General features: G+C 77.3%; 10 protein-coding genes. 3 read left to right on the forward strand and 7 right to left on the reverse strand.

What is annotated here, in order from left to right; all coding sequences use genetic code 11:
- Positions 1-108 precede the first annotated feature (108 nt).
- Positions 109-1449, forward strand: a complete 1341-nt coding sequence (locus tag MUU72_RS16685) for an aminotransferase-like domain-containing protein (RefSeq protein ID WP_248014057.1) — start codon at positions 109-111, stop codon at positions 1447-1449.
- Between the two features lie 51 nt (positions 1450-1500).
- On the opposite strand, the gene MUU72_RS16690 is transcribed toward MUU72_RS16685, so the two are convergent.
- Positions 1501-2367 carry an AraC family transcriptional regulator gene (locus MUU72_RS16690; protein ID WP_248014058.1) on the reverse strand — a complete coding sequence of 289 codons (867 nt, stop codon included), beginning with the start codon at positions 2365-2367 and terminating at the stop codon, positions 1501-1503.
- Between the two features lie 126 nt (positions 2368-2493).
- A complete protein-coding gene (locus tag MUU72_RS16695) occupies positions 2494-3573 on the reverse strand; it encodes a glutathione S-transferase family protein (protein WP_248014059.1) in 1080 nt (359 codons plus the stop codon).
- A gap of 267 nt (positions 3574-3840) precedes the next feature.
- Between MUU72_RS16695 and MUU72_RS16700 the strand changes: the two genes are divergently transcribed.
- A complete protein-coding gene (locus tag MUU72_RS16700; protein ID WP_248014060.1) occupies positions 3841-4770 on the forward strand; it encodes a hypothetical protein in 930 nt (309 codons plus the stop codon).
- 88 nt (positions 4771-4858) lie between these two features.
- Here MUU72_RS16700 and ligD read toward each other — a convergent pair whose 3' ends face one another.
- The 5 genes from ligD to MUU72_RS16725 all read right to left on the reverse strand — a co-directional run bounded on the left by ligD (position 4859) and on the right by MUU72_RS16725 (position 11299).
- Positions 4859-5839, reverse strand: a complete 981-nt coding sequence (gene ligD / locus MUU72_RS16705; protein ID WP_248014061.1) for a non-homologous end-joining DNA ligase — start codon at positions 5837-5839, stop codon at positions 4859-4861.
- Between the two features lie 73 nt (positions 5840-5912).
- Positions 5913-8177: an MMPL family transporter gene (locus MUU72_RS16710; protein WP_248014062.1), complete on the reverse strand. Its 2265-nt coding sequence runs from the start codon at positions 8175-8177 to the stop codon at positions 5913-5915.
- 244 nt (positions 8178-8421) lie between these two features.
- Entirely contained in the window at positions 8422-9252 is an 831-nt protein-coding gene (locus tag MUU72_RS16715) for a polysaccharide deacetylase family protein (RefSeq protein WP_248014063.1), read from the reverse strand.
- A gap of 154 nt (positions 9253-9406) precedes the next feature.
- Positions 9407-10507 carry a calcium:cation antiporter gene (locus MUU72_RS16720; protein ID WP_248014064.1) on the reverse strand — a complete coding sequence of 367 codons (1101 nt, stop codon included), beginning with the start codon at positions 10505-10507 and terminating at the stop codon, positions 9407-9409.
- A gap of 51 nt (positions 10508-10558) precedes the next feature.
- A complete protein-coding gene (locus MUU72_RS16725) occupies positions 10559-11299 on the reverse strand; it encodes a hypothetical protein (protein ID WP_248014065.1) in 741 nt (246 codons plus the stop codon).
- Positions 11300-11541: 242 nt separating this feature from the next.
- On the opposite strand from MUU72_RS16725, the gene ggt reads away from it, so the two are divergent.
- The gene (gene ggt, locus MUU72_RS16730) at positions 11542-13353 is read left to right on the forward strand and encodes a gamma-glutamyltransferase (protein ID WP_248014066.1); all 1812 of its coding nucleotides are present in this window, start codon (positions 11542-11544) and stop codon (positions 13351-13353) included.
- Positions 13354-13477: the final 124 nt, after the last annotated feature.

Consider the following 13477-nt stretch of genomic DNA (forward strand, 5'->3'; position numbering starts at 1 on the left):
AGCTGCGGCCTTGCTGCGCCGGGGAGTTGACGGCTCGATGCTATGAGCGGCATTGTCTCGGCACAATAGGAACAATGTGCTCGGTGCAATCCGGGAAGGGGTACGCACATGGCGGGGGACGACTTCCGCACCATCGCGGAGGAACTGGCCGCGGCCATCGAGGACGGCCGGCTGCGCCCGGGGGACCGGCTGCCGCCGCTGCGCCGGTTCGCCCGGCAGCGGCGGATCGCCGCCTCCACCGCGCACCGCGTCTACCGCGAACTGGCCCGCCGCGGCCTGACGGTGGGCGAGGTCGGCCGCGGCACTTTCGTCCGCACGGCACCGCCGCCGGCCGATCCCGCGCTCGCCGAACCGGGCGGCCACCGCGTCGATCTGGAACTCAACCTCCCGGTCCTGCCCGACCAGCCGGCGCTGCTCGCCGCCGGCCTCGGCGGCCTCCTCCAGCAGGGCGACGCGCTGACCGCGGCGCTCCACCCGGCCGGCGCCGCCGGCACCCCGGCCGCCCGGCGGACCGCCGCCGCCCACCTCGCCCGCGCCGGCTGGGCCCCCGACCCCGGCCGGCTGCTCTTCGCCGGCAGCGGCCGGCAGGCCCTCGCCGCCGCCTTCGCCGCCCTCGCCCCGCCCGGCACCCGGCTCGGCGTCGAGACGCTGACCTTCCCCGTCGTCAAGGGCATCGCGGCCCGCCTCGGGATCACCCTCGTACCGCTGGCGATGGACGCGGACGGAATCGTCCCCGGCGCCCTGCGCAGCGCCGGTCCGCTGCGCGCGGTCTACCTCCAGCCCGCCCTGCACAACCCGCTCGGCACCACCATGCCCGCCACCCGCCGCTTTGAACTCGCCGCCGAACTGCGCGCGTTGGACCTGTACGCCGTCGAGGACGCGGTCTACGGCTTCCTCCGCCCCGACCTGGCCCCGCTCGCCGCCCTCGCACCGGAGCGCACCGTCCTGGTCGACAGCCTCTCCAAACGGCTCGCCCCCGGCCTCACCCTCGGTTTCCTGGTGCCCCCCGAAGGCGGGGCCGGCCCCGCCTTCGCCGCCGCCCTCCGCTCCGGCGGCTGGACCGCCTCCGGCTTCGCCCTGGCGGCCGCGGTCCGCTGGCTGGCCGACGGCACCGCCACCGCCGTCGAGGAGGCCAAACGCGCCGACGCGGCGGCCCGCCGCCGGATCGCCGCGGACCGCCTGGCCGGATTCCGGCTGCGCGCCGACCCGCAGTCGTACCACTGCTGGTGGGAGCTCCCGGACCCCTGGCGGGCCGACACCTTCGTGGCCGCCGCCGCCCGCCGCGGTATCGCGGTCTCCCCGTCCGGGGCGTTCACGGCCGGCCCCGGCCACGCCCCCAACGCGGTCCGGCTGGCGCTGTCCGCCCCGCCCGCCGACGTGCTGGCCGAGGCCCTCGACGTGCTGGCCGCGCTGGCCCGCCGCGCCCCGGAGGACGCGGGCGCGGAGTAGCCCACCGCGCGGCCGGGCCCCGGCGCGGCCGCGCGCGCCGGGGCCCGGGACTCACCCCCCGGTCCGCTCGACCGGTATCCACAGTTCCGAGGTCGCCGTCGCCCCGTCCGCCGCGGGACGGGTGCGCAGAATCTCCGGCCCCGGCCGGCTGCGGTACGGGTTCGACGGGAACCACTGGGCGTAGACGTCCGCCCACAGCTGCTGGAGCGCCTGCGGGTACGGGCCGGTGTTCGCGAACACCGCCCACGTCCCGGCCGGCACGCTGCGCACGTCGAGGTCGGCAGGGACCTGACGATTCGTCACCACACCGTGCCAGTAGTCCAGTTCGCTGCCCTCGGCGCGGCCGGGGTCGAGGTCGTCGCAGACCGCGACGATCCCCTCCGGGGCCTGGTCGGACAGCGCCGCGATCCGCTGCACCGTCTCCTGCCCCAGCCCCTGGACGAAGTCCGCGATGGCCGGGTTGACGCCCTGGTACACCAGCGGCACCCGGGCCTTCCTCCCGGCCACCCGGAACTCCGCCTTCGCCACGATCCGGTACTCCATACTGCTGCTCCCCTCGACAACGAGCCGGAAGGCCATCCGGGGCTGCGAGCGCAGTGCCGCGCCGGTCCGCCGGGCCTCGCCCGGTCCCACGCCGTGCACGGCCCGGAACGCACGGGCGAACGCCTCGCCCGACCCGTAGCCGTACCGCACCGCGATGTCCAGCAGCGTCCGCTCACCGGCCAGCACCTCGGCGCCCGCGACGGTCAGCCGCCGGCGCCGCAGGTACTCCGACAGCGGCATCCCGGCCAGTGCGGAGAACATCCGCCGGAAGTGGTACTCCGACGTCATGGCGATCCGCGCCAGCTCCGCCGCCCCGACCGTTCCGTCGAGGTGGCGCTCGATGTGCTCCATGGCGTCGTTCAGCCGCTCCAGCACCCCGGTCCCCTTCCCTTGCACAGCTCACGCTGAGGAAGGCCAAGCCTGCCGGACCCGACTTTCGGTGCCCGTGGCGGTCGGGTGCGGGGCCGGGCGGCGGAGCGGTGCGGCCGGCGGGCCACCGGGTCAGGGGCGCCCCGGGAGCGGGACCTCCTCGGCCGGCGGGACCGGCCCCGGGGGCGTGCCGTCGCCGAACGGCCGCCCGCCCAGCTCCTCCCGGTGGTGCGGGGTCAGCCAGCCGGACAGCTCCGGGCCCAGCGGCACGATGCCGGTGGGGTTGATGCCGGTGTGCACCCGGTAGTAGTGCTGCTTGATGTGGTGGAAGTCCACCGTGTCGCCGAAGCCGGGCGTCTGGAACAGGTCCTTGGCGTACGCCCACAGCACCGGGTCCTCGGCCAGCTTGAACCGGTTGCACTTGAAGTGGCCGTGGTAGACGGCGTCGAACCGCACCAGGGTGGTGAACAGCCGGATGTCGGCCTCGGTGAGCGTGTCGCCGACCAGGTAGCGCCGGTGCGACAGGTGCTCGGAGAGCGCGTCCAGCCGCCGGAAGAGCGCGCCGAACGCCTCCTCGTACTCCTCCTGGCCGGTGGCGAAACCGGCGCGGTAGACCCCGTTGTTGACGTCCCGGTAGACGCCGTCCATCACCGCGTCGATCTCGTCCCGGTGCTGCTGCGGGTAGAGGTCGGGCGCACCGGGCCGGTGCAGCGCCGTCCACTCGGTGGCGAGGTCCAGGGTGATCTGCTGGAAGTCGTTGGTGACCAGCTTCCCGCTGGGGACGTCCACGATCGCCGGGACGCTGACGCCGCCGGAGTAGCCGGGCTCGCGGGCCCGGTACGCCTCGCCCAGGAAGCGGATGCCCAGGACCGGGTCCCGGCCGTCCGGGTCGAGGGTGAAGCGCCAGCTGCGGTCGTCCTGGATCGGGTCGGCGACGGCCATCGGCAGGGCGTCCTCCAGGCCGAGCAGCCGCCGGGAGATGACCGCGCGGCTGGCCCAGGGGCAGGCGCGGCTGACCACCAGCCGGTAGCGCCCCGCCGCCACCGGCCAGCCGTCGCGGCCGTCGGCGGTGATCCGGTCGGCGAAGTGGCTGCGGGCGCGCCGGAAGGGCTTGTGCCCGTACGCGCGGTTGCCGTCGCCGCCGCCGTTGTCCGCGCCGCCGTCGGGCGCGCCGTCGTGGTCGCTGCCGGGTGCGGGGCCGGGGTCGGGCATCACCGGGTCCTTCCGTCGGGGGCGGTGGGGCGGGAGCGCCGTTGCGGAGAGTCTTCCCGCGTCCGCCGGGGTATTCCCGGTGCGTCAGCCGCCCGGCGCACGGTGAATCCTGGCGGAATGTCCGGCACGCTCGCGGAACCGGGCCGGGAGCGGAAGCGGAACGGAAGCGGAACGCCACCGGAACGGGCCGGGAAAGGCCAGGGGAAGGGCCGGGAAAAGAAAAGACCAACTCGCCGGTAGGGGACGGGCGTCGCCTATCATCGCCCGATGATCAAAAGAGCCATAGGCGTGGTCGTCGTCGGTGCCGCACTGCTGGCACCGACGACGGCCACCGCACAGGAGCACAGCCCGGCCGCCGCGTCCCGCCCCGCCGCGGACGGCTGGCAGCGGGTCGGCGACGGCATCACCGCCGGCCTCAGCGGGCTCGCGGTGGAGGCCCGGCACGGCGCCGCGGTCGACGCCGTCGGGGTCCGCGACAACAAGAAGCCCGGCCAGAACCGCCTGGTGGCGCTGGGTCTGCGTCCGGACGCCGCACCGCGGGTGCGGCCGCTGGAGTGGGTCGGCGACCTGCCGGTGGACCTGGAGGCGATCGACGCGGTCCCCGGCCGCCCCCACGAGTTCGTGGCGCTGGCCAGCAGCGGCACCGCCTACCGCGTCGTCCACGGGAAGGACACCGCGAAGGTGGTCGCGGTATTCCGGCTGCCGGGCATTTCCCCGGACGCCAATTACGAGGGTTTCGCGCTCTCCGTCGTCCGCGGCAAAACCGTCGCGGTGTGGGCGGACCGCGGCCAGGACGACCGGCCGGCGACCCTTTCGGCGGCCGAGTGGAATCCCGCGGACAACTCCTTCGGGAAGCCGGCCGCCGCGGAATTCCGGGCGCCCTACCCGACCGAGAACGTCCGCCACGCCTCGGACGTGAAGCTCGCCGCGGACGGCCGGCTGACGGTCTCCTCGGCCGCCGACCCCGGTGACGACGGCCCCTTCGCCTCCGCCCTCTACGACGCCGGGCGGATCACCGTGGACCGCGCGGGCCGGATCCGGCTCGCGGTGTCCGGCGCGCCGCACCGGCTCGCCGCGGTCACCGGCCACAAGGTCGAGGCGCTGACCTGCCTGCCCGGCTCGCGCACCGGGATCCTCGGGACCGACGACGAGAACGGCGGCGGCTCGGTGGCCTTCGCGGACTTCTGCCGCCGCTGACCCGGCCGGGCCGGTCCGCGCGGCCCGCCCGCGGCGGCGCACGGCCGTGCCGTCCCACGGCCGTGGCCGGGCCCGGACCCGCCGCCGGTCAGTCCAGCCGGGTCAGATCGGGCCGCAGCCGGTGCCAGACCGGATGCCGGAGCCGCCCCGTCGCCGTCCAGCCGGTGAAGGTGACCTCGGCGACCAGCCGGGGCTCGGTCCAGTGCACCCCCGCCAGGTCCACCGGGTTGGCGAACGGCGAGCGGTCCGCCCCGATCACCCCGAAGTAGCCCGCCAGCTCCCGCCGTTCGTGCGCGGAGAGCCCCGAGCCGACCGCGCCCACGAACCGCAGCCCGGCCGGCTCCGCCACCCCCGCCAGCACCGACCCCGGCAGCCCGCGGAGCGCCCCGCGGCCCTCCGTCCAGCCGCCGACGACGATGTCCAGGGTCTCCAGGTACTTCGTCTTCACCCAGTCGTCCGACCGCACCCCCGGCAGGTACGGCGAGGACAGCCGCTTGGCCAGCACCCCTTCCAGGCCGCCGTGCACCGCCGCCTCCCACGCCTGCCGCCCGTGGCCGGCCACGTAGCCGGGTACCGACCAGTTGGGCCCCGCCAGCCCCAGCCCGGAGAGCACCGCCCGCCGCTCGTGGTACGGCGCCGCCAGCAGCGGCCCGCCCAGGTACATCACGTCGAAGAGCACCAGCTGCACCGGGATCTCCATCGCCAGCCGGGCGCTGCGGCGCGGGTTGGTCACGCCCATCCGGCGCTGGAGCAGCCCGAAGTCGGGGCGGCCGGCGGAGTCCAGCACCACCACCTCGCCGTCCAGCACCGCCGGCCGGCCGCGCAGCTGCGCGCCGAGCGGGCCGAGTTCGGGGTAGGTGGCGGTGGCGTCGTTGCCGGCCCGGGTGACCAGGTGGACGGTGCCGTCGCCGGGGCTGTTCACCACGCACCGGGCCCCGTCCCACTTGGCCTCGAACGCCCAGGCCGGCTGCTCCGGCTCGGGCGGCAGCGGCCCCATGACGGCCAGCATCGGCCGGATCACGGGGTACGGGTGCGCGGCGGGGGCGCCGTGCCCGGGGGGCGGGGCCATACCACGATGATCGGCGGAGGCCGGGCTCCCCGCAGGCCGGGCCGCCCGGCGCGGCCGCCGTACGGGCCCGGGGTCAGCGGTCCGGGGGCCCGGCGCCGACCAGCGGGCCGACCGGTTCCGGCGGCGGGCCGGCCGGCGGCTCCGCCGCGCGCGGCCGGCCCGCCGGCAGCACCCGGTCCAGCCACCACGGCAGCCACCGCGCCCGGGGGCCGAGCAGCGCCAGCGCGGCGGGCACCAGCAGCGGCCGCACCAGCACCGCGTCGGTCAGCACCCCGGCCGCCAGCCCCAGAGCGGCGGTCCGCACCGCCGTCCGGTCGCTCAGCGCGAAGGCGGCGAAGACCCCGGCCATGACCAGCGCGGCCCAGGTCAGCGCCCGGGCGGCGCGCCACGGACCGGCGGCGCCCGGCCGGCCCGCCCGGGCCCGCGCCGCCAGGACCGCGGCCCGCCCGGTGCCGGTGCCCAGCAGGACCGCGCACAGCACCACCGGCACCCAGCTCTCCACCGGCACCGGCCCGGGCGCCCCCAGCGCCGGCCCGCCCCAGCCCCACTGGAAGACCGCCACCACCACCCCGTACGACGCGGCGACCGGCAGCAGACCGGCCACCGCGGTCACCGCCGCGGCCGGCACGCCCCGCAGGACCGGCAGCAGCACCAGGAACGCCAGCCCGGCGCCCGCCGCGAGGAGCAGCGGCAGCCGGGCGGCGACCAGGTCCCGGAACTCCGCGGCGGTGGCGGTGGCGCCGGTGACGTAGCCGTGCGCCTCGTAGCCGCGCACCGCCCCGGGGAGCACCGAGCCGGTCAGGCGGTGCAGCAGCGCGGTGGTGGCCGGGTGCTGCGGGGCGTGCGCGGAGTAGGCGGTGGCGGTCAGCACCGCGCCGTCCGGGGAGACCCGCAGCGGGGTGACCGCGGCGGCGCCCGGGACGCGGGCGAGGGCCCGGCGGGCCTGCTCGGTGAGCGCCGGGCGGTCCGCCTGGGGGACCGCGGCGCGGTCGATGACCAGCGTCAGCGGTCCGGTCGCGCCGGGCCCGAACGCCGCGGCGACCAGGTCGTGGGCGCGGCGGCCGGTGGTCGAGGGCGGGTCCGCCCCGGCGTCGAGGTGGCCGGGCCGCAGCGCGCACGCCGGGACCGCCAGCGCCACCGCCACCAGCGCCCCGGCGGCCGCGCCCCACCGGGCCCGGCGCGCCCCCGGCCCGGGGCGCGGATCCGTGCCCGGCGCCCGCTCGCCCGGTGCCGCGCCGGCCGCCGGCCCGCGCGCCCGCCCCCGGGCGGCCCGCCGGCCCAGCAGCCCGAGCAGCGCGGGGACGAGGGTGAGCGCCGCGAGGACGGCGGTGAGCACGGTGAGTGCGAGGGCGGCGCCCAGCCCGGTGACGAACCCGGCGCCGGCGAGCGCCATACCGGCCGCCGCGAGCAGCACCGCGCCGCCGCACACCAGCACCGCCCGCCCGGTGGTGGCCACCGCCCGCCCCGCCGCGACGGCGGGGTCCGCGCCGTCCCGCAGCAGCCGGCGGTGCCGGACGAGCAGCAGCAGCGCGGCGTCGGTGCCCACCGCGAGCCCGGTCATGGCGGCCAGCGCGGGGGAGACGGCCGGCAGGGGGAGCGCGGCGGCCAGCAGCCCCAGGCAGCCCAGCCCGCAGACCACCCCGATCAGCGCGGTCAGCAGCGGCAGTCCGGCCGCCAGGACGCCCAGCGGCCAGGCCAGGAGCAGCAGCGCCACGGCCGCCAGGGCCAGCGCCCGGCCGAGCCGGCCGCCGCCGGGCCGGGCCGCGTCGCCCAGCGCCCCGCCGTACTCGACCCGGACGCCGGCCGCCCGCAGCGGGGCCACCGCCCGGTCCGCCCCGGCCAGCACGTCCGGGCCCAGGGCGGCCGGCGGGACCCGGAAGCGGAGCGTGAGGTAGCCGGTCCGGCCGTCGGTGGAGAGCCGTCCGGCGGGCGGCGGGGGCGGCGGGGGCGCGCCGGGCGGCGGCAGCGGGCCGCGCACCGTGCGCACCTCCGGGAGCGCGCGCAGGGCGCGGGCCGCGGCGGTGAGCTGGGTGCGGTAGCCGGTCAGCGGCCGGGCGGCGTGCAGGACGACGGCTCCGGCGGGCCCGGCGGTGGCCGGTTCGTGCGCGGTGAGCACCGCCCGCCCCTGGGCGGAGGGGGTGCCGGGGAGGGTGAGGTCGTCGGCGTACCCGCCGCCGGTGGTCCGCTGGAGCACCTGGACCGCGGCCAGTCCGGCCAGCCACAGCACCAGGACGGCCAGCGCGTGGCGGGCGCACCACTCGCCGAGGCGCCGCAGTGTCCCCGCGGGCCGGCGGGTCCCGGGCCGGACGGGCGCGTCCGGCGCATTCGGCAACGACATGCCTCGCATTCAAGGCGCGTTCGGGCGCGGCGGCATGCCGGGGGAGCGAGACGGGTGGCGGCCGGGGGCCGGGGAGGGGGGAAGCCCCGGCCGGACGGGGGAACCCGACCGGGGCGGTCTGAGGGGAAGCGGCCCGTTTTGGGCGCCTCCAATTGAACGATAAACCATTATCTGGCGTTCCGGGCCGCGGCGTGACCGCTCTCACGCCCCGGCCCCCGGCCCGGTTCGGCGCGGCCCGGTTCGTTCAGCGCGGCACGCGCACCGGGTCGTAGCCCAGGTCCAGCAGCTCCGGGAGGTACCACTCCAGCGCCTGGACGGTCTGGACGCGGTCCCCGCCGCCGTCGTGGCACAGCACGATCGCGCCCGGCCCCAGCGCGTCCAGCACCGTGTCGGCGATCCGCTCCGGGCCGGGCCGGGTCCAGTCCTGGGAGTCCACCGACCAGCCGACCGGCGACATCCCCAGCTCGGCGCAGACCGCCAGCGACAGCGGGTCCCAGTCGCCGTACGGGGCCCGGGCCAGGGCCGGGGGAGCCCCCAGGACCTCCTCGATCAGGGCGCTGGTGCGGCCGAGTTCGCCGCGCACCGCGTCGGGCGGGAGGGCGGTGAGCTGGGGATGGGTCCAGGTGTGGTTGCCGATGGCGTGGCCCTCGTCGGCGAGGGCGTGCAGCAGGTCGGGGAAGGCCAGGGCGCACTCGCCGACGACGAAGAAGGTGGCCCGGACGCCGTACCGGCGCAGCACCTGGAGGATCTCCGGGGTGTGGCGCGGGTCCGGGCCGTCGTCGAAGGTGAGCGCGACCTCCCGGCCGCGGTCCGGCAGCGTGAACGCGACCTCGGCGCGCGGCGGCGAGGCACCCGGCCCGGAGCGGGAGGTCTCACCGGCCATCGGGCGCAGCCGGTAGCCCCCGGGCGGACCGGCCGCACTCCCCGGGACGCCCCGGGCGCGCCGCACGGAACCCTCCGGGGCCGGCGCGCCGCCGTCCGGCGCGAGGACGACGCGGGCCGCGGCCAGGGTGCCGAGCACGACACCGGCGCGCAGTACCGTCCGCCGGGCCGCGGTGAGCTTGTCGGAGGTCATGCCCCTGGGCTCTCACGCGGGCGGGGCCGGGCGGCGCAGCGACACCGCGCCGCGCGGGCCGGCTACCCGATCGGCTCCCGCGGTCGGGGCCCGCGGTCCGCCGTCGGAGTGGCCGCCGTCCGGGACGCCCCGGCCCCCCGTTCCGGTGCCTGCCTCAGGGGCTGACCGCCAGCACGATGTACGCCGCCAGCAGCGTCAGGTGGACACCGCCCTGGAGCGGGGTGGCGCGGCCCGGCAGCACCGTCAGCGTGCCGACCACCACCGTCAGCACCAGCAGCACCATGTGGCTGGCGCCCAGGCCCAGGACGAGCGGCCCCTTGAGCCACACGGTGGCCAGCGCCACCGCCGGGATGGTCAGCCCGATACTGGCCATCGCCGAGCCCAGCGCGAGGTTGAGGCTGGTCTGCACCCGGTCCCGGCGGGCCGCCCGGACCGCCGCGATGGTCTCCGGCAGCAGCACCAGCAGCGCGATCACCACGCCCACCACCGACGACGGCAGGCCGGCCGCCGCCACCCCGGCCTCGATGGTCGGCGACACCGCCTTGTCCAGGCCCACCACCGCGATCAGCGCCACCGCCAGCAGGCCCAGGCTGCGCAGCGCCACCCGGGCGGACGGCGGATCGGCGTGGTCCTCGCCCGCGATCACCTCGCCGGACGTCGTCACCGGCAGGAAGTAGTCCCGGTGCCGGATCGTCTGGGTGGCCACGAACAGGGCGTACAGGGCGAGCGAGGCGAGCGCCGCGAACACCAGCTGCGGACCGGAGAACCGCGGCCCCGGGGCGCTGGTGGTGAACGTCGGCAGCGCCAGGCTCAGCCCGGCCACCGTGGCGACCGTGGCCAGCGCCGCCCCGGTGCCCTCGGCGTTGAAGACCGCCACCTTCCGCTTGAGCGAACCGACCAGCAGGCACAGTCCGACGATGCCGTTGCAGGTGATCATCACCGCCGCGAAGACCGTGTCCCGGGCCAGCGCCGCGCTCTTCTCCCCGCCGTCCGCCATCAGCGTGACGATCAGCGCCACCTCGATCGTGGTCACCGCGACCGCCAGCACCAGCGACCCGAACGGCTCGCCCACCCGGTGCGCGATCACCTCGGCGTGGTGCACCGCGGCCAGCACCGCCGCGGCCAGGAACAGCGACTCCACCGCCACCAGCACCGGCGGCACCGACCGCCCCCACACCAGCACCAGCAGCACCACTCCGGCGATCGGCAGCACACCGGTCCAGTGCAGGAGGGCGGAACGCGGACGGGCGGCCATACCCCCGAGCCTGGCAGAGACTCCGGGCCGCCGCCCGTCGGTCAACCCCGCTCAGGCCGCCGCCCGGTGCTGCCCCCGGGACTCCGCCGGGGCCGCCGCCGCCTTGCTGACATCGGCCACCAGCTCCACCACATCGGGCCCGTACGCCTGGGAGTTGACCACCTTCAGCACCAGCGCGAACTGCCCGTCCGCGCCGTACCGGCGGGCCAGCCGGGCCCGGTTGCGGACCAGGTGGCGGACCGCGGCCCGGAGGGTGACCGGCCGCTGACCGGCCGCCAGGAACACCGGCCGGCCGCCCTCCCCGGCCGTCAGCCGGGCCAGCAGCACGTACTCCACCGCCCCCGGCTCCATCCGGTACGCGGTCCCGCCGACGGTGAACGTGCCCCGGCCGGCGCCGGCCGCGTCACCCGGATGGACCGCCACCCCCGGCAGCAGGTTCGCCAGGTGCGCGGCCAGCCGGCGGTGCGCGGTCGGGTCGCCGATGCAGAACTCCGTACGGGCCCCGAAGCCCTGGAGCCCGGTGTCGTGCGGGGCCACCTCCGGGTGCGCCCCGCAGTTCTCGATCACCGCGGCCAACCCCAGCAGCGCCAGCGCGTCGTGGCGCGGGATGCTCCAATGGGCGGAGGCGCTGTCCCGGTGGGTGACCACCACGCACTCGGAGCCGGCGGGCAGCCCGAAGAAGCGCTGTTCCCGGGTCAGCTTCCGGCGGGCCACGGCCCGTTGCCCGGCCCAGCCGGCGGCCAGCCCCACCACGAGGGCCGCCGCCGCGGTCAGCAGCAGGGTGTCGTCCATGGCGGGCGAGCGTAGCGGCTGCCCGGCCGGGTGTTCGAGGCCGGGCGCCCGGCCGGCACCGCTTGCCCCGGTACCTGCCGGTACGGCCGGACCGTACGGCTCGCTCCCGGGCCGTCCGGCCTGTCCCGGCCCGTGCCCGCGGCCGGGCGGGCCCCGCGAACCGCCCCCTGTCGGCGCGCTGTTGACGCCGGTAGGCTCCGGCCCCTGCCGCCCCTCGCACCGCCCGTGGAGGAAGTCCAGGTATGTCCCACACCCGACGTCTCACCGTCCTGGGGATAACGGCCGCGCTGGCCGGTTCCCTGCTGGCGGCCCCGGCCGCCGCCGCCCGGCCCCAGCCCGCACCGGACCCCGCCGCCCCCGCCAAGACACCGGTCGCCACCGGCTACGGCGGCGCGGTCGCCAGCGTCGACGCGGACGCCTCGGCCGCCGGCATCGAGGTGCTCCGCAAGGGCGGCAACGCGGTCGACGCGGCGGTCGCCACCGCCGCCGCCCTCGGCGTCACCGAGCCCTACTCCTCCGGCATCGGGGGCGGCGGCTACCTCGTCTACTACGACGCCCGGACGAAGACCGTCCGCACCCTCGACGGCCGGGAGACCGCCCCGCGCACCGCCACCAAGGACCTCTTCCTGGAGAACGGCACCCCCCTGCCCTTCGCCGACGCGGTCACCAGCGGCCTCAGCGTCGGCACCCCCGGCACCCCCGCCACCTGGGACAGCGCCCTGAAGAAGTGGGGCAGCCGCTCGCTGGCGCAGGTGCTCCGCCCCGCCGAGAAGCTCGCCGAGCAGGGCTTCACGGTCGACGCGACCTTCCGGCAGCAGACCGCCGACAACGAGGCGCGGTTCCGCGACTTCCCGGCCAGCGCCGCCCTCTTCCTGCCCGGCGGCAAGCTCCCGGCCGTCGGCTCCACCCTGAAGAACCCCGATCTGGCCCGCACCTACCGGGAGTTGGGCGCCAAGGGCACCGGCGCCCTCTATCGGGGCGCGATCGGCCGGGACGTCGTCCGCACGGTCAACAAGCCCCCGGTCCGCCCCGGCGCCACCCGCACGGTCCGCCCCGGCGACCTGTCCGCCGCCGACCTCGCCGCGTACCGCACGGTCAGCCACCGGCCGACCCACACCACCTACCGCGGCCTGGACGTCTACGGCATCGCCCCGTCCTCCTCCGGCGGCACCAGTGTCGCCGAGGCGCTCAACATCCTGGAGAAGACCGACCTCTCGCACCTGACCGAGCAGCAGTTCCTGCACCGCTACATCGAGGCCAGCCGGATCGCCTTCGCCGACCGCGGCCGCTGGGTCGGCGACCCGGCCTACGAGAACGTGCCCGTCAAGGGCCTCACCGGCAAGCGGTTCGCCGCCTCCCGGGAGTGCCTGATCAACGACCACAAGGCGCTCACCAGCCCGCTCGCCCCCGGCGACCCGCGCCACCCCGAGCCCTGCCGCACCGCCGGCCCGGCCGCCCCCACCACCTACGAGGGCGAGAACACCACCCACCTGACCACCGCCGACAAGTGGGGCAACATCGTCACCTACACCCTCACCATCGAGCAGACCGGCGGCAGCGGCATCACCGTCCCCGGCCGCGGCTTCCTGCTCAACAACGAGCTGACCGACTTCTCCTTCGCCCCGGCGAACCCCGCGGTGCCCGACCCCAACCTCCCCGGCCCCGGCAAGCGGCCGCGCTCCTCGATCTCCCCGACCGTCGTACTGCGCCACGGCGACCCGGTCCTCGCCGTCGGCTCGCCCGGCGGCGCCACCATCATCACCACCGTCCTGCAAACCCTGCTCAACCACCTCGACCGCGGGATGCCGCTGGTGGACGCGATCGCCGCCCCGCGCGCCAGCCAGCGCAACGCCGCCGCCACCGAACTGGAACCGGCGCTGTGGAACAGCCCGCTCCGCCGCCGGCTCGAAGCCCTCGGCCACACCTTCAAGCTCAACCCGGAGATCGGCGCGGCCACCGGAGTGCAGCGGCTGCCGGACGGCCGCTGGCTCGCCGCGGCCGAGAAGGTCCGGCGCGGCGGCGGCTCGGCCATGGTGGTCCACCCGGCCCCGTGACACCGCCGCGGCGCCCCGGCGGGCGGTGTGTGCCGTCCGTGTGTCGTCGCCCTGCCGCGCCGCGCGGCGTCGTTGCCGCCCCCCGGGGTGCCGATTAGCCTCCTGGGACCGTTCGTTCGAATGG

It is taken from the genome of Streptomyces rhizoryzae (assembly GCF_023155275.1).
In the GTDB taxonomy this organism is placed as follows: Bacteria; Actinomycetota; Actinomycetes; order Streptomycetales; family Streptomycetaceae; genus Streptomyces; species Streptomyces rhizoryzae.